This window comes from Shewanella algicola (assembly GCF_014648035.1).
GTDB classification, from domain to species: Bacteria; Pseudomonadota; Gammaproteobacteria; order Enterobacterales; family Shewanellaceae; genus Shewanella; species Shewanella algicola.
Map to the genome: position 1 here is coordinate 14661 of NZ_BMQI01000037.1, position 19611 is coordinate 34271.

At 43.9% G+C, this 19611-nt stretch carries 12 protein-coding genes and 1 pseudogene; 5 read left to right on the forward strand and 8 right to left on the reverse strand.

What is annotated here, in order from left to right; genetic code table 11:
• Positions 1–149 precede the first annotated feature (149 nt).
• Positions 150–2774: a sensor domain-containing diguanylate cyclase gene (locus IEY42_RS15200; protein WP_188926038.1), complete on the forward strand. Its 2625-nt coding sequence runs from the start codon at positions 150–152 to the stop codon at positions 2772–2774.
• 30 nt (positions 2775–2804) lie between these two features.
• Here the strand turns inward: IEY42_RS15200 and rep are convergent, their stop codons facing one another.
• Positions 2805–4817 carry a DNA helicase Rep gene (gene rep, locus IEY42_RS15205; RefSeq protein ID WP_188926039.1) on the reverse strand — a complete coding sequence of 671 codons (2013 nt, stop codon included), beginning with the start codon at positions 4815–4817 and terminating at the stop codon, positions 2805–2807.
• 139 nt (positions 4818–4956) lie between these two features.
• Here rep and ubiK point away from each other — a divergent pair, with 139 nt between their 5' ends.
• Positions 4957–5205 (forward strand): ubiquinone biosynthesis accessory factor UbiK, encoded by a 249-nt coding sequence (gene ubiK, locus IEY42_RS15210; protein WP_188922230.1) that lies wholly within the window; start codon positions 4957–4959, stop codon positions 5203–5205.
• An 87-nt stretch (positions 5206–5292) separates the two neighbouring features.
• Here ubiK and IEY42_RS15215 read toward each other — a convergent pair whose 3' ends face one another.
• From IEY42_RS15215 to ilvC, 6 genes are all read right to left on the reverse strand, one after another.
• Entirely contained in the window at positions 5293–6429 is a 1137-nt protein-coding gene (locus IEY42_RS15215) for a pyridoxal-phosphate-dependent aminotransferase family protein (RefSeq protein WP_188926040.1), read from the reverse strand.
• A gap of 273 nt (positions 6430–6702) precedes the next feature.
• Positions 6703–8271 (reverse strand): threonine ammonia-lyase, biosynthetic, encoded by a 1569-nt coding sequence (ilvA, locus tag IEY42_RS15220; protein ID WP_188926041.1) that lies wholly within the window; start codon positions 8269–8271, stop codon positions 6703–6705.
• A 1-nt stretch (position 8272) separates the two neighbouring features.
• The gene (gene ilvD / locus IEY42_RS15225) at positions 8273–10132 is read right to left on the reverse strand and encodes a dihydroxy-acid dehydratase (protein ID WP_188926042.1); all 1860 of its coding nucleotides are present in this window, start codon (positions 10130–10132) and stop codon (positions 8273–8275) included.
• A 79-nt stretch (positions 10133–10211) separates the two neighbouring features.
• A complete protein-coding gene (gene ilvM, locus IEY42_RS15230; protein ID WP_188922183.1) occupies positions 10212–10469 on the reverse strand; it encodes an acetolactate synthase 2 small subunit in 258 nt (85 codons plus the stop codon).
• A complete protein-coding gene (gene ilvG / locus IEY42_RS15235) occupies positions 10466–12151 on the reverse strand; it encodes an acetolactate synthase 2 catalytic subunit (protein WP_188926043.1) in 1686 nt (561 codons plus the stop codon). Before ilvG ends, ilvM begins: the two co-directional genes overlap by 4 nt.
• Positions 12152–12707: 556 nt before the next feature.
• A complete protein-coding gene (ilvC, locus tag IEY42_RS15240) occupies positions 12708–14189 on the reverse strand; it encodes a ketol-acid reductoisomerase (protein ID WP_188926044.1) in 1482 nt (493 codons plus the stop codon).
• 188 nt (positions 14190–14377) lie between these two features.
• On the opposite strand from ilvC, the gene ilvY reads away from it, so the two are divergent.
• The gene (gene ilvY / locus IEY42_RS15245; RefSeq protein ID WP_188926045.1) at positions 14378–15250 is read left to right on the forward strand and encodes an HTH-type transcriptional activator IlvY; all 873 of its coding nucleotides are present in this window, start codon (positions 14378–14380) and stop codon (positions 15248–15250) included.
• A 71-nt stretch (positions 15251–15321) separates the two neighbouring features.
• Here ilvY and paeA read toward each other — a convergent pair.
• A pseudogene (gene paeA / locus IEY42_RS15250) lies at positions 15322–16628 on the reverse strand (polyamine export protein PaeA).
• Positions 16629–17110: 482 nt separating this feature from the next.
• Between paeA and IEY42_RS15255 the strand changes: the two are divergent.
• Together IEY42_RS15255 and yihG are read left to right on the forward strand one after the other, a co-directional pair.
• Entirely contained in the window at positions 17111–18634 is a 1524-nt protein-coding gene (locus IEY42_RS15255) for a YifB family Mg chelatase-like AAA ATPase (protein ID WP_188926046.1), read from the forward strand.
• An 80-nt stretch (positions 18635–18714) separates the two neighbouring features.
• Positions 18715–19611: a 1-acylglycerol-3-phosphate O-acyltransferase, YihG family gene (gene yihG / locus IEY42_RS15260; RefSeq protein WP_188926047.1), complete on the forward strand. Its 897-nt coding sequence runs from the start codon at positions 18715–18717 to the stop codon at positions 19609–19611.

A 19611-nucleotide genomic window follows, 5' to 3' on the forward strand; every position in this document is an offset into this window, starting at 1 on the left:
ATTTTAGAAAGTAAAATGCGCAATCCAGTCAATTATTAACTTTATACTTACATTTATTTCGCTTGGATCACATTTATATTTATGGTAATTATAATGATTGTTCAAAAAATATTTATCGCATAATTAATAGGATAGTCTCTGCCGGGGATATGAATAAGAAAAATAGCCACTCAACAACATCTCCAAGAGTCGAGCACTTGCAAAAAAGGGTGTCTCGCTTAAAGCGTTTGGCTAAAAAATATAAACGTTCCGAAATTATTCAAAATGCCCTGCTGGGTATTTCTAATATTGCCACCCAGGTAAAATCGCTTGAAGACTTTTATCAGCGGGTGCACTTACATCTTCAACAACTGATCCCTGCTGAAAACTTCTTTATAGCCGCAAAAGATCTTAAGACCGGCTTAACCAGCCTGCCTTTTTTTGCTGATTTGCAAGACTCCCACCCCACAGATTTGTATCCCGACCAGGAGATTTCGTCATTACTCAATAGTGGCCTAACCGGATACGTATTGCGAAATGGCGAGCCATTACTTTGCGATGAGCAAAAGTTTAACGAACTCATCGCCAGCGGCGATATTAAAAGTTTAGGGTCACCTAGTCATCAATGGCTCGGTGTGCCGATTAAGAATCAAGATATGGTCAGTGGCGTATTAGTGGTTCAAAGTTATAACGAGGCCAATACATACGGTGAGCTAGAGCTCGAGCTAATGGGCTTTATTTGCCACCATATCTCTGGCGTGATGGAACGACTAGAACATCATGAGCAATTAGAACAAGCCATTACTGAGCGAACCAAAGAGCTTAGTCAGGCTTATGACAAAGTCACTATTGAAGTTCAAGAGCGAGTTAAAGCAGAAAAACTACAAAAAACCTTATTCGAAATTGCCGATTTATCAGCATCCAATGTATTACAGCAAGACTTTTATCTGCGTATTCACACTATTCTCAGTCAGTTAATCCCGGCGCATAATTGTTTTATCTCATTGATAGACGATCACAATATGTTGTCATTTCCATTTTATGTATCGCAAATGACGGCCCAATATCCCTCGTCGCGCCCAATGCAAGATGGCTTAACCGAATACATATTACAGCATAAGTTGCCTCGGTTATTATCTGCAAAAGACATTGCCCAAATGGTGGCCAATGGTGAAATCTACTCTAAGTCGCCAGAATTAAATAAAACTGAACGTATGCATCAATGGATTGGCATACCGTTAATCATTAATGGCGATGTGGCAGGTGCATTAACCATTTACAGCCTTGATGATGAACACATATATCAATCAAAAGATTTAGAGCTCCTGACTTTTGTTTCACAACATATTGCCAATGCCATCGAACGCAAACAAGCTGTTGAATCATTAAAAAGCAGTCACGAGCTATTGGAAGAAAAAGTCATCGAACGAACTCGAGCATTAGCCGAGCTCAATAACAACTTACAGCAAGAAATTAACCAGCGCCGTAAAATTGAAGACCAGCTGGTACATGATGCACAGCACGATGGACTCACGGGTTTACCCAATCGCAGCTATTTAATGGAACGTCTATCACAAGCTCTTAAACATTTACGCCGTCATGGTTTAGACCAGTTTGCTCTATTATTTATCGATTTAGATCGTTTTAAGATTATTAACGACTCTTTTGGGCATTTAGAAGGCGATCGCTTCTTAATAGAAACTGCACAACGAATTAAATCGTGCGTACGTGACAACGACACCCTAGCAAGAATGGGCGGTGATGAGTTTGTGATATTACTCGACTCTATTAGCGCAACAGATGACGCTATTGAAGTTTGCGAACGCATCTTACAAGCGTTATCTATGCCTTATGAGCTGGGTAAACAAGAGTTTATAGCTGGCGCCAGTATCGGTGTCGCGTTTAGTGGCCGTGCTAAGTTAGTCACTAGCGAGTCTTTGTTGCGCGATGCTGATGCCGCCATGTACCAGGCTAAAGCCAATGGTAAAGGTTGTTATGTGGTATTTGACGACAAACTCAGCACCCAATCGAAACAACAGCATGAATTAGAAGCTGACTTTAAGCAGGCACTAGATAAACAAGAATTTGATATTCACTACGTTGAAGTGGTTGATTTTACCAGCGGTGAAATTATCGCAATTGAGCCCCAAATCGAGTGGCATCATGCTGAACACGGGCTTATCGAGCACCCTAAGCTCAAGCATCTTGCGATGCAATATCAACTGACACTTAATTTAGACGGATATATATTTGCCCACATAAGCAAGCAGTATCAACGACTTAAACAGCAATATCACCAAAATGTTATTTTGCATTTGTCGATTAGCAGTCAACACATCAAAAATAAATTTGTATTGCGTAACTTAAAAAACTCAATCAAAGCCAGCAATATTCAACCGAATAAGCTAATGCTGTTCTTCAACGAGAAAGCCCTAGTGCAAGACACTGAAAACCACATCAATGGTTTCGACATTATTAGTCAATTAGGGGTTCAAATTGGTATTGATGGCTACGGTACAGGTTACAGTTCATTAAGTTGCTTAAGCTTTTTACCCATATCAGCATTAAAGCTAGATAACGACATCAGTAAACACTTGCTCAATGATAAGCAACTACAACTGGTTAAAGCCTATCAACTTACTGCAGAAACCCTTCACTTTGACATGTATGCCACCACGGTTGATACACAGCAACAAGTACGGCAATTTTTAGAGCTTGGTTATATTCGTGGTCAAGGTCGTGCTATCAGCAAGTTATTTAACGGAAAAAAAAAGCCAACTAAGTCCTGCGCCTAAATCATAACTAAATCAATATATCAGACAAACCTACTTTTTAAACATGTCACGTAAATTGGCAATATGACTCTTACCGGTTTCAACACGTTGCTGTTCAGTTTGTACCGGCTTACGGTTTTCCCAAATCAAATCATCTTGTGGTAATTCAAGTAAAAAACGGCTTGGTTCGCAGCGTATAGTTTCACCAAATTGACGCCGCTCACGGCAAATCACAAACCACAATTCACGTTGCGCTCGGGTAATCCCTACATAAGCTAAACGCCTTTCTTCATCGACATTATCTTCATCAATGCTCGATTGATGTGGCAAAATACGTTCTTCTACTCCCACCATAAACACAAACGGATACTCAAGCCCTTTAGATGCGTGCAAGGTCATTAACTGCACCTGGTCGCCGCCTTCATCTTCGCTATTACGTTCCATCATGTCGCGCAGGGTTAATCGGGTCACAACTTCGGGTAATGTCATGGCTTCATCAAGCTCATCGCCTTCAAGCATTTCGGTGACCCAGCGATACAGCTCAGAGATATTCTTCATGCGCATTTCTGCCGCTTTTGCACTGGTGCTGGTTTCGTATAAATAATCTTCATAATTAATCTTACGAATAAGCTGCTTAATGGCTTCAACGGGTTCACCTCGAGTAGCGACCTCACCAGTATCAACAATAAACTTACCAAATTGATAAAGAGAGCTTACCGCTGCAGGCGCTAAATGATGATTAAGCTCCACATCAAAAATCGCTTCAAACAATGAGATATGTTTTTGGTTGGCAAAGTTACCTAATCGCTCCAGTGTGGCGGGACCAATACCGCGTTTAGGTAAATTAACCACGCGCAAAAAAGCATTATCGTCGTCTGGATTCACCACCAAGCGCAGATAAGCCATAATATCTTTGATTTCTGCGCGTGCAAAAAATGATGTTCCACCACTTAATTTATAAGGTATACGGTTGGTCATAAGCGCGCGTTCTAATAAGCGCGACTGATGATTACCTCGATACAAAAGCGCATAATCACCAAACTGAGTACGGCCAACAAATTTATGGCGGATAATTTCAGCGACAACACGTTCAGCCTCTTGCTCCTCGTTAGCGGCAATGAGTACCCTCAGAGGTTCACCATAAGCCAGTTCACTAAACAGCGCCTTGTCGTATACATGCGGGTTGTTGGCAATCAAGATGTTTGCCGCGCGCAAAATACGTTGACTAGAACGGTAATTCTGTTCCAGTTTAATCAGTTTCAATTTAGGAAAGTCAGTGCCCAATAACACTAAATTTTGCGGTTTGGCACCACGCCACGAATAAATTGACTGATCGTCATCGCCCACTACAGTAAACCGTGCACGCTCACCCACTAATAATTTTACTAATTCGTATTGGCTGGTGTTGGTGTCTTGATATTCGTCCACCAGCAAATATTGAATGCGAGTTTGCCAACGGGTGCGCACTTCTTCGTTCATGCGCAGCAATAAGGTCGGTATTAAAATAAGGTCGTCAAAATCAAGTGCGTTATAGGCTTTCATGTGCTGCGCATAACGCTGATATAGCATGGCAAACAATTGCCCTTGCTCATCTTTTGCTAAACTGCGCGCTTGTTGCGGAATCACCAGGCCGCCTTTCCAATTTGAGATGGCCGAGGCTAGGGCTTTAATGAGATCTTTGTCTTCGTCTAACTCATCTTGAGTCAGCTCTTTTAATAACGCAAAGGTGTCTTGGTCATCAAATAATGAAAAGCCCGCTTTAAGGCCAAGCACTTTATGCTCGCGTTTGATGATCTCTAGCCCTAATGTGTGAAAAGTTGAAATCCACAATCCTCGCGCTTCTTTGCGCCCCATAGACTGTGCCACACGCTCTTTCATCTCACGGGCGGCTTTGTTGGTAAACGTTACCGCAGCAATGTTACGTGCTTTATAACCACATTTTTCGACAAGGTAAGCAATTTTATTAATGATTACACGTGTTTTACCGCTGCCAGCACCCGCAAGTACGAGGCACGGACCCGAGACATAATGTACGGCTTCATTTTGCCCTGGATTGAGTTTCATTAATAACACGACCTTACTAAACTAAACGAAGGCGGATCATAGCAGAATCACTGAAGACAGTTAACGAAAAGCACACTTTGGTTTTGGAAAAACGCTCACCTCGGTTACAATTAGGCCAATATATCAGTAGGGGATCATGATGATTAATCCAAAGAAAATTGAAGAACTGGCGAAACAACTAAGTGACAACTTACCAAGCGGTGTAAAGCAATTTGCGGGTGAGTTTGAAGAGCGCAGTAAACAAGTATTACAAAGCCAACTGATGAAACTGGACGTGGTATCGCGCGAAGAATTTGAAGTGCAGCAACATGTGTTGCTTAAAACCCGTGAAAAGCTTGAAGCATTGCAAGCGCAAGTTAACGAAATTGAAAAAAAGCTCGCTGAATAATCGTGTTCAACAAAGCCATTATTCAATAAAAAATGACGCTCATTAGCGTCATTTTTTGTATCAATAAACCGCTATGATTATAACGAGTTAGCTAAGCGACTCTTGTAAAGCCCGTAAGCACAAGGCAACGTTTTCACGCCGGGCACCAAAGCCCATTAAGCCAATACGCCACGCTTTACCTGCTAATGCTCCTAAGCCAGCACCAATCTCAAGGTTGTACTCTTCTAACAGGTGTTTACGTACTGTGGCATCATCAACACCTTCTGGAATATACACAGCATTTAATTGTGGCAACCTTGACGCTTCGTCTACCACAAACGTAAGCCCTAATTGGGTTAAACCATCACGCAATAACAGGTGCATTTTACGGTGTCTTGCCCAGGCATTTTCTAGCCCTTCATTGGCCAGTAAACGCAATGATTCATGCAGTGCATAAAGTGCATTAACCGGGGCAGTATGGTGATAACTGCGCTTAGCACCGCTGTCATTGCCCCAATATCCCATCACCAAAGTTTGGTCTAAAAACCAGCTTTGTACTGGCGTAGTTCGCGTTTTAATCTTAGCCACAGCTTTAGGCGAAAAAGATACAGGTGATAAACCCGGCACACATGACAGACATTTTTGGCTACCAGAATAAATAGCATCAATGCCCCACTCATCGACCAGTAATTCAACACCACCTAATGATGTCACCGCATCAACAATGCTAATACAGTCGTGTAATTGCGCTAACGTGCATAAGGTTTTGGCATCAGATAACGCACCTGTTGAGGTTTCTGCATGCACAAAGGCTAAAAACTTGGCATCTGGGTTTGCCACCAGTGCAGCTTCAACTTTATCAGGGCATACAGGCTCGCCCCATTCATTATCAACCACAACGGCAACACCGCCTACACGCTCAACATTTTGGCGCATACGTTCACCAAACACGCCATTGCGGCACACGATGACCTTTTCACCCGGTTCAACCAAGTTAACAAAGCAGGTTTCCATACCGGCGCTGCCAGGGGCCGATACCGCTAAAGTCATTTCGTTTTTAGTTTGAAAGGCATACTGAATAAGGCTCTTTAACTCATCCATCATACCGACAAACAGCGGATCTAAGTGGCCAATAGTTGGTCTCGACTGTGCAGCAAGCACTTCAGGATACACATCAGATGGGCCGGGACCCATTAGAGTTCGGCGCGGTGGCATAAAAGCTGGAATAATTGGCACGGGTAACATCAATGTCTCCTTAAAATGAGGTCGTATATGCATGTGTAAAGCTACACGCATATGGAAAAATTTACCCTACATATAAGCAACCCGTCACAATCATATGATGTACTAATGACATCAGACTTTGACGGTGTGGGTTATCACCTACGAATATATTTTCGTTTTTGGTGCACAGACAATATCACATTGGGATGGTAAATCACCCCAATGTGATCATTATTTAAAGTTCAATAATATATTGGCCACTTTAAAGCATTATTGGCATCGAACTTGTTGTTCTTACTCCGCTTTAGGGCTGTTCAAAAATAACTGGTAAGCTGGGCTGTTCGTTTCTTCTTGATAGACAAATCCTAAATCCGTTAAAAATTGCGCAAAAGCATCGTCATCATTTGCGGGCACTTCGAACCCGGCTAATACACGGCCAAATGCGGCGCCATGATTACGATAATGGAACAAACTAATATTCCATTTACTTTGCAAAGTGGTTAAAAACTTCAGCAAAGCGCCCGGATGCTCAGGAAACTCAAAGCTAAATAAGCGTTCTTCTAACGGCTCAAGAGGATGGCCACCGACCATATAGCGAACATGCAACTTAGCGGTTTCATCTTGAGATAAATCTTGAACTTCAAACCCTTCTAACTCAAGGTTAGCGATAATCTCTACTAATTCAGCTTGTCCACCCGTTAAGCGGATCCCGGCAAACACCACCGCTACTTCACGGCTGCTAAAACGGTAATTAAATTCGGTCATTGGGCGTTTTTCAAGTAGCTCACAAAAGCGTAAAAAGCTGCCTGGTTTTTCAGGGACTTTAACCGCTAACACCGCTTCTTTTTGCTCGCCAAGTTCACAGCGCTCTGACACATAGCGAAGGCTATGAAAGTTAACATTAGCTCCACTTAATATGGCTGCAGCTTTTTTAGGCGCGTCGCTACTGTCGCCCTGCAATGCCATATACTTTTTAAGACCTGCAATTGATAATGCGCCGGCGGGCTCCGCAATGGCGCGAGTGTCTTCAAAAATATCTTTTACTGCAGCGCAAATTTCATCAGAGGTCACTGTGACCACATGGTCAACGTATTCACGTGCTAGCCTGAAAGGCTCAGTGCCGATACGCTTTACCGCTACGCCGTCGGCAAATAAACCGACTTGAGGCAAGGTGACTGGCTCATCCGCTTCTAGCGCCGCTTTTAAGCACGCGGCGTCTTCTGGCTCAACACCAATAATTTTAACTTGTGGCATAACGGCTTTGTAATACGCAGCAATACCCGCAATTAACCCTCCACCGCCTACAGGCACAAATACCACTTCAATATCACGCTGTTGCTGCACCATTTCTTGTGCAATCGTGCCTTGTCCGGCAATCACGGCCTCATCATCAAATGGCGCAATATAAACACGCCCTTCGGTTGCCGATAAATTTTTAGCGTAATCATTTGCTTGGTCAAAGGCTTGGCCATGCAGCACTACATTGCCACCAAGTCGGCGCACCGCATCAATTTTAATGTCTGGCGTGGTACTTGGCATCACAATCACGGCATCAATACCGCGGCTTGCCGCTGACATCGCTACACCCTGAGCATGGTTACCCGCCGAGGCACACACCACGCCTTTATCGCATTCTTCTTGCGTGAGTGCAGCAATACGGTTGTAAGCACCGCGCAGTTTAAATGAATGCACAGGCTGCATGTCTTCACGCTTTAAATACACCTGACAACCAAAGCGAGCTGATAGTTTATTCATGCTCGACAGCGGCGTCACTTTAGCGACATCGTATACAGACGACAGCAAAATTTTCTGTAAATAATAATGCGCTAGGTCTAATTGAGTTTGAGACGCCAAAGCCAACATATTACCCCTCCAGTTTGGTGCGATCGCGTACGGCACCTTTATCAGCACTGGTTGCTAATAACGCATAGGCTTTTAACGCTAATGACACATAACGTTCACGCGCGACAGGCTTCCAACCTAATGGACCTTTAGCGTCCATTGCGTCACGGCGACGTGCTAATTCATCGTCACTCACATTCAATTGAATGCTACGCTTTGGAATGTCGATCGCAATTTGATCGCCGTTTTCAATAAGTGCAATAGTGCCACCCGATGCAGCTTCTGGTGAAATATGGCCAATTGATAAACCCGATGTACCACCAGAAAAACGGCCATCTGTAATCAGAGCACATTGAGTACCTAAGCCGCGCGACTTAAGGTACGTAGTTGGGTATAACATCTCTTGCATACCTGGGCCGCCTTTAGGGCCTTCGTAACGAATTACCACCACGTCACCTGCAACAACTTCACCACCCAGAATACCAGCTACGGCATCATCTTGGCTTTCATACACGCGGGCACTACCGACAAACATTAAGTTTGATTCGTCAACGCCCGCGGTTTTGACAATACAACCATCAGTTGCCACGTTACCCGCAAGTACCGCTAGGCCGCCTTCTTGACTGAACGCAAATTCACGTGCGCGGATACAACCATTTTCACGATCATCATCGACGCTGTCCCAACGGCAATCTTGACTAAAGGCTTTTTGAGTTGGAATGCCGGCAGGCCCAGCACTAAAGAAACGAACCACTTCTGGGTCATTGGTTTGTTTTAGGTCGTACTTAGCTAATACAGATTTCAAGTCGCCGCCGTTATCTGCTGCCACGTGTGGTACGTCGTTATGCAACAAACCCGCTCTGTCTAGTTCGCCTAAGATCCCCATTACGCCACCAGCACGGTGCACATCTTCCATATGGTATTTAGGGGTAGATGGTGCAACTTTACAAAGGTGTGGCACAAGGCGCGACATGCGATCAATATCAGCCATATCAAAGGCTAATTCAGCTTCTTGGGCTGCGGCCAATAAATGCAATACCGTGTTAGACGAGCCGCCCATGGCGATGTCTAATGCGGTGGCGTTTTCAAATGCTTTAAATGATGCAATATTGCGTGGCAATGCGTTTTCGTCATCGTACTTATAATAGCGTTCAGCAAGCTTCATTACGCGGCGGCCTGCTTCTAAAAACAATTCGCGGCGATCAGCGTGAGTCGCCAACATTGAACCATTACCTGGTAATGACAACCCTAAGGCTTCTGTTAAGCAGTTCATTGAGTTAGCAGTAAACATGCCTGAGCAAGAGCCACACGTTGGGCACGCGCTACGTTCAATTTGTTTACTGTCTGCATCACTGACATTCGTATCCGCGCCAGCGACCATAGCATCCACTAAATCAAGCTTAATGAGCTGGTCAGACAGTTTGGTTTTACCCGCTTCCATTGGTCCACCAGACACAAAAATGACCGGAATATTTAATCGCAGTGCGGCCATTAACATGCCTGGGGTAATTTTGTCGCAATTTGAGATACACACTAGCGCATCTGCACAATGCGCATTAACCATGTATTCGACACTGTCAGCAATGAGCTCACGAGATGGTAAGCTATACAACATACCGCCATGCCCCATGGCGATGCCGTCGTCTACTGCAATGGTGTTAAATTCTTTGGCAATACCGCCGACCTCTTCAATCGCGCTAGCAACAAGTGCGCCCATGTCTTTTAAATGCACATGCCCTGGTACAAATTGAGTGAATGAATTGGCAATCGCAATAATTGGCTTACCAAAATCGGTTTCTTTTACCCCAGTCGCACGCCATAGTGCGCGGGCACCTGCCATGTTGCGGCCTTCGGTACTGGTTGCTGAACGTAATTTTGGCATTGCAAATATCCTTGTGTAATGTGGTGCGGGTTACCTGTGTTATCACAAATAACCCATTAAAATGGGTAATAATGTATGTTTAACTGTTTGCAGCTTGCCCAAGAGATACTGCAGGCATCACTTTGCATTGGGTGACATCAATTAATTTAGTCAGCTGGTTACTTAACAGTTCGATTGCGCGCTCAGCCTCAACCCATAGTTCTACAGCCATACTAGCATCGTCATTGATGCGCATCTGCATTTGGGTGACTTTAAATCCACGATGGCGAGTGACACGCAATACACGTTCTAGCACTTCTGGACGTTGTTGAACGGTTATTTCAAGATTATGCATCATGTTTGCTTCTCCATTTGATCCATCATGTCGCTGTTGCTGGCTCCGGGTGGGACTAATGGCCATACATTAAAGGCATCATCAATCGCTACGTGCAGCATGTAAGGGCCACTGCTGTTAAGCATTTCATCTAGTGCTTGTTCTACTTGATCTGCGTGATTAATCGTCCGGCCAGGAATATCAAAAGCCGATGCCATTAATACAAAGTTAGGATTGTCAGATAAATCGGTCTCGCTATAGCGCTCTTCAAAAAACAGCTGCTGCCACTGCTTGACCATGCCTAATTTTTGATTGTCTATCAGTAAAATTTTAACCGGCAGCTTACGACGTTTAATGGTAGTCAATTCTTGGACATTCATCATAAATGAGCCATCACCGGATACTGTGACCACGGTAGCATCTGGGCGAGCCACCTGAGCACCAATTGCCGCTGGCAAACCAAAACCCATAGTACCAAGGCCAGCGCTCGACAAATGATCTTCTGGGCGACGAAACCACATATGTTGCGCAACCCACATTTGGTGCTGGCCAACATCGCACGCCACCACGCTGTCTTCAGGTAATTTATTGGCTAAACGACGTAACATGGCAGGCGCGTATATCAGCTCTCCTGGGTGTTGATAATTCCATTGATGCTGACGCTCTAATGCATCAACTTCTGTTTGCCATTGGCTTATGGCCATTTTACCGCGAACAGCTGTTGTTAATGCCGGTAAAACTTGACGTAAATCTGCGGCAATAGCCACTTCGGCTAGGCGTAATTTACCCAATTCAGCCGCATCGATATCTAAATGAAGCACTTTGGCATTACTGGCAAAGCTGGCTAACCGTCCGGTGACTCGGTCATCAAAACGAGCACCGACGACGATTAATAAATCACACTCTTGCACGGCTAAGTTTGCACCTTTCCCCCCATGCATACCCAGCATGCCTAAATACCCTTTGGTACCATGGGCAACACTACCCAAACCTTTAAGCGTGGCAACCGACGGAATACCAGTGACATCAATAAACTCACGTAAATGAGATACCGCACCCGCCATACCGACACCACCGCCAACATATAACATAGGCTTAGTGGCTTGAGTCAGTAGCTCGATGGCAGCGTCAAGCTCAGTTTGTGTCGCGAGAGGCTCATCGGCAACACTTTGTAATGGGGTTTTGTACTCAAGTTCAGCAATTTGAATGTCTTTTGGGATATCAACCAATACAGGGCCGGGTCTTCCCTCTGCAGCAACTTCAAAGGCGCGATACAAGGTTGGGATTAACTCATTGATATCGGTAACCATAAAGCTGTGTTTGGTACAGGACAGTGACATACCAAGCACATCGATTTCTTGAAAGGCATCGGTGCCTATCACCGCAGTAGAAACCTGGCCGGTGATGGCCACTAGAGGTACAGAATCAAGCAAGGCATCGGCCAACGAGGTGACCAAATTGGTTGCCCCTGGGCCTGAGGTTGCAAAACAAACACCAGTTTTCCCGCTGGCACGGGCATAACCTACGGCTGCAAATGCGGCGCCTTGTTCGTGGCGGCTGAGTAGATGCTCAACAGGGCTACCATAGAGCGCATCGTAAATGGGCATAATGGCCCCGCCAGGATAACCAAACACTGTGGTAACACCATGTGCTGCTAGTACTTTGATGACTGCATCTGCGCCGCGCATTTTCTGTCCTGCTTCCATATTTTTATCTCTACTTCGTCAATGTTTTGCTTGCTCTACTGATGTGATATCTGGGTATTGATTTTTTCTTAAGCCTAGAAACTAAAAACCCCCGGTCCTTTCGGAGCGGGGGTTTTTGCAATCTTTGTGACTCTTAGGTCAGTCTAGTTGTCAAACGCCACCCCCGCTGTGACTTAATAATCACTACGGTAATAATCACGAGAATGAGCATGGCTGCGCGGTTTAACATGTTTTTAGACTGTATCCTAAGTTTTTAAAATTTTTTCGTTCGCTTATGTTCAATAAACGTTACGGTATTACTAACAAGTACCATAAAAGTTTTATCGAGCACAACTAAAAAATCGCCTTTGTAAAAAAATTCAGCTTCCCTGCCGAGACAATGCAAACAACAACAAAAACTTAACTTATGAGTTCGCTGAAAATAATATTGAACTCAATCTAACAATTTGTTTTTCCACGACCCAATATGGTGTATTGGGTCGCTTCATTGATGCCTGTCCGACTACACATTTTTTACAACCAATCTCTGAACAGGTACTACATCAGTTTTTAACGCTTAGCCCGCTTCAACAATACGCTTCATGTCTGTCATGTAACCGCGTAACTCAGCACCGATAAACTCAACGTCTGTATGACGAATTTGCTCATTGACTTCAATTAAACGTTGGTTATCAACACCGTTTGACGCTTCAACAAGACCAGCGCCTAAAAACTCTGAAGACATAGCGTTCACGTAATCACGTAGCATGGGTACTGCAGCGTGGTTGAATAAGTAGCAGCCGTATTCAGCTGTGTCCGAAATAACCACGTTCATTTCATATAAACGCTTACGAGCAATCGTGTTAGCAATTAATGGCGTTTCATGTAGCGACTCGTAATAAGCCGACTCTTCAACAATACCTGCTGCAACCATAGTATCGAATGCTAGTTCAACGCCGGCTTTGATCATCGCAACCAAGAAGATGCCTTTGTCGAAATACGTTTGCTCATCGATATGTTCAGACGTTGTAGGTGCATTTTCAAACGCGGTTTCATTGGTTTCTGCTCTCCAACGTAACAAGTTAGCGTCATCGTTAGCCCAATCTTCCATCATAGTGCGAGAAAACTCACCGCTGATGATGTCATCCATGTGCTTTTCAAATAGCGGCTTAAGGATTTCTTTTAGCTCTTCAGCCATATCAAACGCTTTGATTTTTGCAGGGTTTGATAAACGGTCCATCATGTTAGTGATGCCGCCGTGCTTAAGTGCTTCGGTAACAGTTTCCCAACCTTGTTGGATAAGTTTACCGGCATAAGCAGGCTCAACACCGTCAGCAACCATTTTCTCATAACCTAAAATGGCACCGGTTTGTAACATACCGCATAAAATTGTTTGCTCGCCCATCAAATCTGACTTAACTTCAGCAACAAAAGATGACATCAATACACCGGCACGGTCACCACCGGTTGCACTTGCATAGGCTTTAGCAATTGCTAAGCCATCACCGTTTGGATCGTTTTCTGGGTGAACAGCAATCAGTGTTGGTACACCAAATCCACGCTTATATTCTTCACGAACCTCTGTCGCTGGACACTTAGGTGCAACCATGATTACAGTAATGTCTGAACGCACTTGCATGCCTTCTTCAACAATGTTGAAACCGTGCGAATACGCTAGCGTAGAACCTTGCTTCATTAATGGCATTACAGCGTTAACAACATTGGTGTGTTGCTTGTCTGGCGTAAGGTTAAGCACTAAATCTGCGGCTGGTACAAGCTCTTCAAAGGTACCCACTTTAAAGCCGTTATCAGTGGCTTTTTGCCAAGATGCGCGCTTTTCAGCTATCGCTGCTGGGCGTAACGCAAAAGAAATGTTTAGGCCAGAATCACGCATGTTCAAACCTTGGTTAAGGCCTTGCGCACCACAACCTAAAATAACAATGTTCCAATCTTTGATGTATTCGCAACCGTCACTGAATTCAGTGCGGTCCATGAAGCGGCATTGTGCTAATTGAGCTAATTGTTGACGTAAATTCAGAGAGTTAAAATAGTTAGCCATCTGATACCACCTTAAAAATATAAAATTTGGGACGCAATTTATGTTTGACACACACTCAAACTTTGCGATTGAGTTGACTATAGCCTATCCATCTTATTGCTTAAAATGATATATTTGGCATGTGACGTTGCATAAAACGCAATGTCGCTGTTTTAATGAATTAAATCCTCTTTATGGAAACGCTAATTATGGATATTCGCTCTCTAAAATTGTATTTGCACTTATGCGACAGCCTACATTTTGCTAAAACAGCTGAGCAATCCCATGTCAGCCCATCAACATTAAGCCGGGCATTACAACGTTTAGAGGATGAGGTCGGCTGTAAGTTATTTGAACGCGACAACCGCAGTGTTACCATTACCCATGCCGGATTAGAGTTTAAGCGCTTTGCCGAACAAACCCTGGCAGACTGGAGCCAGCTGCGCAGTCGTATTGACCCTAGCCAGCAATATTTACGCGGTAATCTGAATTTATATTGCTCGGTCACCGCGGCATACAGTCATTTGCCAGCATTGCTCGACCGCTTTAGACGCGACCACCCGCATGTTGATATTCATTTAACCACTGGCGATCCTGCTAACGCCGTGAGCCAAATCCAAAAAAATCGTACCGATATCGCCATTATTGCTTTACCCGAGGTGTTCCCAAACACCCTGCACTTTACACCCATAGACAAAGTGCCTATTTCGGTCATCGCCCCATTAATGCAATGCCAAGTACAACAATGGGTAAGTCAAAGTCATATTGATTGGGAGAAATTGCCCTACATAGTCCCCGACCATGGCCCGGGTCGAAAACGTATCGACCAATGGTTTAAACAAATGGGTATTAAGCCCAATATATACGCTCAAGTGTCTGGCCAAGAAGCTATCGTGTCGATGGTGGCGCTAGGCTGTGGTGTGGGCATAAGTCCAGATGCGGTGATCCATAACAGTCCTGTACGCGAGCGGATCCAGACATTGGTTTCACCGGTTGACATCCCGGCCTTTGAATTAGGCTGCTGTTGCAAAGAAAAACGCGCTAACGATCCAATCATTAGCGCGTTTCTAGAGATTATTTAGCGAAGTAAAAAAGCAGTTAACTCAGAAACACAGCGGCTTAACGCTAATCTCTATTTAAGTTCTTAAGCGCCTTAAGGCAATGGCGGTAAATCAGTATCAATACGCGTTACAAGTAATTGGTCGACTTTATAAGAGTCAATGTCGACCACTTCAAATTTAAACCCTGCATAGTTTACAAAATCGGTACGCTTAGGAATTTTACGCAGCATATACATCATAAAACCGGCAATGGTTTCGTAGTTTTGATTTTGTGGAAACGCTTCAATTTGAAATGCCCGCATCACATCGGTAATGGGTGTTACCCCGTCAACTAACCAAGAGTTACCATCTCGGGCCACAATTTGCTCTTCACTTTCATGCAGAGACCAGGCACCCATTTCTGCACTTTGCAAATCATTAGTGGTTACAATGCCCACCACTAAGGCGTATTCATTCATCACAACAGCAAAGTCAGCACGATTATTTTTAAAATACTCCATCGACTCCGACAAGGTTAACGTATCTGGAATAATTAAGCAGTTATGTACCAAGGTGCTGCCTTTAAGGGTAAGGTGCTCACCATTAATCACTCGGATCAGCAACTCTTTAGCATCAACAAAGCCTTTGATCATATCCAACTGACCATCACACACCAAAAACTTATTATGGGGATTATTGGCAATCTTTTGTTTAATATCTTCTTCGGTGTCTTGCAGTAAAAATACACTAGGCTTTCACGTGCGGTCATGGCCGATGTCACAGACACCGACTGCATTTCAAACACGTTTTCCATCATCTGTTGCTCACCTTTGTCCATCACACCCGCCTCTGTTCCGGCGGTCATCATGGCGTAAATATCATCGTGCGTAACTTGATCATTTCGCGCCGTTGGCACCTGCAATAATTTAAAAATCGCATTAGCCAAACCATTAAAAATCCACACAAAGGGTTTTAATACGGTAATACAAAACGCAATGGGCATCACAAAGGTAACCGCCACTTGCTCAGGGAGCACCATCGCAATGCGTTTTGGCATTAAGTCAGCAAACAAAATAAATAACGATGTGACCGTAACGAATGAAAACACAAAGCTCAGTTGTAAGCCCCATTCACTGCCTAATAACGGTAATAGTATGTCTTCAAAGTAAGGCCGAAAGGCCGACTCACCGATAATACCACCCATAATGGCCACCGCATTTAAACCAATTTGCACCACGGTAAAAAAGCTGCCCGGATGAGCTTGTAGCTTTAATACCTTAGTGGCGCGTAAATCACCTTCATCAGCCATTGTTTGCAGGCGGATTTTACGTGATGCCGCCAGGGCAATTTCTGACATCGAAAAAAAACAGCTAATGCCAATAAGGCACAAAATTATTAAAAAACTATCAGTAATAGTCATACATTCTCTTCACCTAAGGCTAAAAGCACTCAGGAATAATGGCTAGCGTTTATCGCTAGTAAAGCAGTTAACTTTGTTTCGCAACAAAGAACAGTAATTCGGTTTAAGGCGATGGTTAACATGATTGCGCTACATTGCAGGTCATTGCTATAAAAATCATACAACGCTGGGGACGCCGTAAAAACTCAATACAATCATCACAGGCTAATCACGCCAAGGAAAAATAGCGTGTTTATGTGAAAAGCTAACGACTATTCGAGTGTTTATGTGACCGCCACTTATATGTTGGTGGTTTATACACACCACCTGCGCTGCAGCCACTTCAAATAGCGGGAAGTTAACCAAGGATTAGTTAACAATATTGTATATATTTTGTCTTATTATACCGACGCTAAAACCATAAAATCAGCAAAAAAAGTTACCACTGCTAGACTGTATGCATCCCTTCATTTGTATATTATTCAAACAAAAGGATTTTGTTAATGGCGATAGCCTGTGTGTTTACTCGAGCAAGTTGTGGTGTAGAAGCCCCTAAAGTGACTGTTGAAGTGCATTTAAGTAATGGTTTACCCGCATTTAATTTAGTGGGGTTACCCGAAGCCTCAGTCAAAGAAGCCAAAGAGCGGGTAAGAAGTGCCTTGATCAATGCCGGTTTCGAATTCCCGCAGCGGCGCATTACCGTTAACCTCGCACCTGCAGACTTACCCAAACAAGGTGGTCGTTACGACTTGCCCATCGCCATTGGTATTTTAGCCGCATCCAATCAAGTACCAACCAAAGCCTTACACCAATGTGAATTTGTGGGTGAGTTAGCCTTATCGGGACAAATCAGGCCTTGCACCGGTTTACTACCAGCCATTATTGCGGCGCGTAACGATCAGCACCATTTTTTTATGCCTATCGATAACCGCCATGAAGCAGAGCTTGTGGGTTATCACCACAGTTACTTTGTGGCGCACTTACAAAATCTGGCCGCATTTTTACATGGTCAAGCGCAACTGCCATTACTCGACACCCAACCAGAATGGATAGACGAATCGCCAGTCGCTGACAACTTATTATGCATGAGTGATGTGATTGGCCAATATCAAGCAAAACAGGGATTAGAAATTGCCGCGGCAGGTAATCACAACCTACTTTTTCTTGGACCGCCAGGTACCGGAAAAAGCATGTTAGCTAACCGAATTATCCCGCTGCTGCCTGCGTTGTCGTACGATGAAGCCATTGAAGTAGCCGCCATTCACTCGGTGGCAGGCTTGCACATTAAGCCACAAGATTTTTTAAATCGTCCCTTTCGTTCGCCACACCATACTTGTTCATCTATTGCCTTAATTGGCGGTGGCAGCCACCCAAAACCTGGGGAGATATCATTGGCTCATCGGGGGATATTATTTTTAGATGAAATCGCTGAGTTTCCTCGTAAAGTACTCGACTGCTTAAGAGAACCGTTAGAAACTGGCCAGGTAGAAATATCTCGAGCAGCCGCAAAGCTCACTTTTTCAAGCCGTTTTCAACTGATTGCAGCTATGAACCCAAGTCCTTGTGGTGATACTGAGCGTGCCCGTTCAACCCCTGATCAAATTCAGCGTTATTTATCGCGATTGTCAGGGCCATTTTTAGACCGATTCGATTTAACGGTTGATGTGCCAAAATTACCCTCAGGTACCCTAACCCAAAAACATCAACCCGGAGAAACCAGCGTCGATATCGCCAAGCGCGTAAAACAAGCAAGAGAGTACCAATTAGCCCGTGCGGGAGTACTCAATAGCGAATTAACCCCAAAACAATTAAAACAAGACAGTAATATTAGTCAGCAAGACTTAGAGTTTTTAGAACAAAGTGTGGTGAGTTTAGGTTTATCGGTACGCAGTTTTCACCGTATTCAGCGGGTTGCACGCACCATTGCAGACCTACAACAATCTGTCACTACCGAGCGTGGACACATTGCCCAAGCGCTTGGTTATCGGGCAATGGATCGCCTGCTTGCCAAACTCAATCAGCAATAAAGTCAATTTTTAACGGTTGTATTTATTGAGCAATACCTCGACTACGAGTAACATAGCTCTCCGTTTAATAGGAGAGAAAAATGTCGCTGTTTTCGAAAATCAAAGGCTGTATAGCATTCGTATGCTATTTACTGAATACCGTTTTTTGGACTATTCCCATTTTGGTGTTTAGTGTCTTTAAGTTGATCCCAATTAGCATTTTTCAAAAAAGCTGTAGCTACATTCTTGATAACTGTGCAACAGCATGGATCAGCGTCAACAACATAGTCGAAGCTATTTTTCACCCAATGCGCATTCACGTTTCTGGCGATCAACAGTTTTCAGAACAAGAATGGTACATGGTTATTGCGAATCACCAATCTTGGGTCGACATTCTGATTTTACAGCGAGTGTTTAATCGTAAAATTCCTTTTTTAAAGTTTTTCCTTAAACAAGAATTGATTTATGTGCCTATTTTGGGCTTGGCTTGGTGGGCATTAGACTTTCCATTTATGCGCCGTTATAGCTCATCACAACTGCGTAAAAACCCCAAGCTCAAAGGTAAAGACATTGAGATTACCCGTAAAGCCTGCGAAAAATTTAAGACCAAACCCGTCAGCATAATGAACTTTGTTGAAGGCACCCGTTTCACTCAAGCAAAACATGACAAACAACAATCAAGCTTTAAGCACCTTTTAAAACCGAAAGCGGGCGGCATGGCATTTGCGCTATCAGCAATGGGCGAACACATCAATAAATTAGTCGACGTGACGATTTATTATCCCGACCAAGTCCCAAGTTACTGGCAGTATATTTGTGGTGCGCTCAACGAAGTCCACGTACATATTAGTGTGAGTGATATTCCGCAAAGTATGCGCGGCGATTACCTTAAAGATCGTGAATTCAAAATTGATTTCCAAGAGCAACTCAATCAAATCTGGGTCAATAAAGACCAGCAACTGCAAAGACTTACTGACGAATCAAAGCAAAAGGCATAA

Bases quoted from the DNA above. Each gene is read 5' to 3' on its own strand.
- IEY42_RS15200 (WP_188926038.1), top strand. From the start codon at position 150: ATGAATAAGAAAAATAGCCACTCAACAACATCTCCAAGAGTCGAGCAC.
- rep (WP_188926039.1), bottom strand. From the start codon at position 4,817: ATGAAACTCAATCCAGGGCAAAATGAAGCCGTACATTATGTCTCGGGT.
- ubiK (WP_188922230.1), top strand. From the start codon at position 4,957: ATGATTAATCCAAAGAAAATTGAAGAACTGGCGAAACAACTAAGTGAC.
- IEY42_RS15215 (WP_188926040.1), bottom strand. From the start codon at position 6,429: ATGTTACCCGTGCCAATTATTCCAGCTTTTATGCCACCGCGCCGAACT.
- ilvA (WP_188926041.1), bottom strand. From the start codon at position 8,271: ATGTTGGCTTTGGCGTCTCAAACTCAATTAGACCTAGCGCATTATTAT.
- ilvD (WP_188926042.1), bottom strand. From the start codon at position 10,132: ATGCCAAAATTACGTTCAGCAACCAGTACCGAAGGCCGCAACATGGCA.
- ilvM (WP_188922183.1), bottom strand. From the start codon at position 10,469: ATGATGCATAATCTTGAAATAACCGTTCAACAACGTCCAGAAGTGCTA.
- ilvG (WP_188926043.1), bottom strand. From the start codon at position 12,151: ATGGAAGCAGGACAGAAAATGCGCGGCGCAGATGCAGTCATCAAAGTA.
- ilvC (WP_188926044.1), bottom strand. From the start codon at position 14,189: ATGGCTAACTATTTTAACTCTCTGAATTTACGTCAACAATTAGCTCAA.
- ilvY (WP_188926045.1), top strand. From the start codon at position 14,378: ATGGATATTCGCTCTCTAAAATTGTATTTGCACTTATGCGACAGCCTA.
- IEY42_RS15255 (WP_188926046.1), top strand. From the start codon at position 17,111: ATGGCGATAGCCTGTGTGTTTACTCGAGCAAGTTGTGGTGTAGAAGCC.
- yihG (WP_188926047.1), top strand. From the start codon at position 18,715: ATGTCGCTGTTTTCGAAAATCAAAGGCTGTATAGCATTCGTATGCTAT.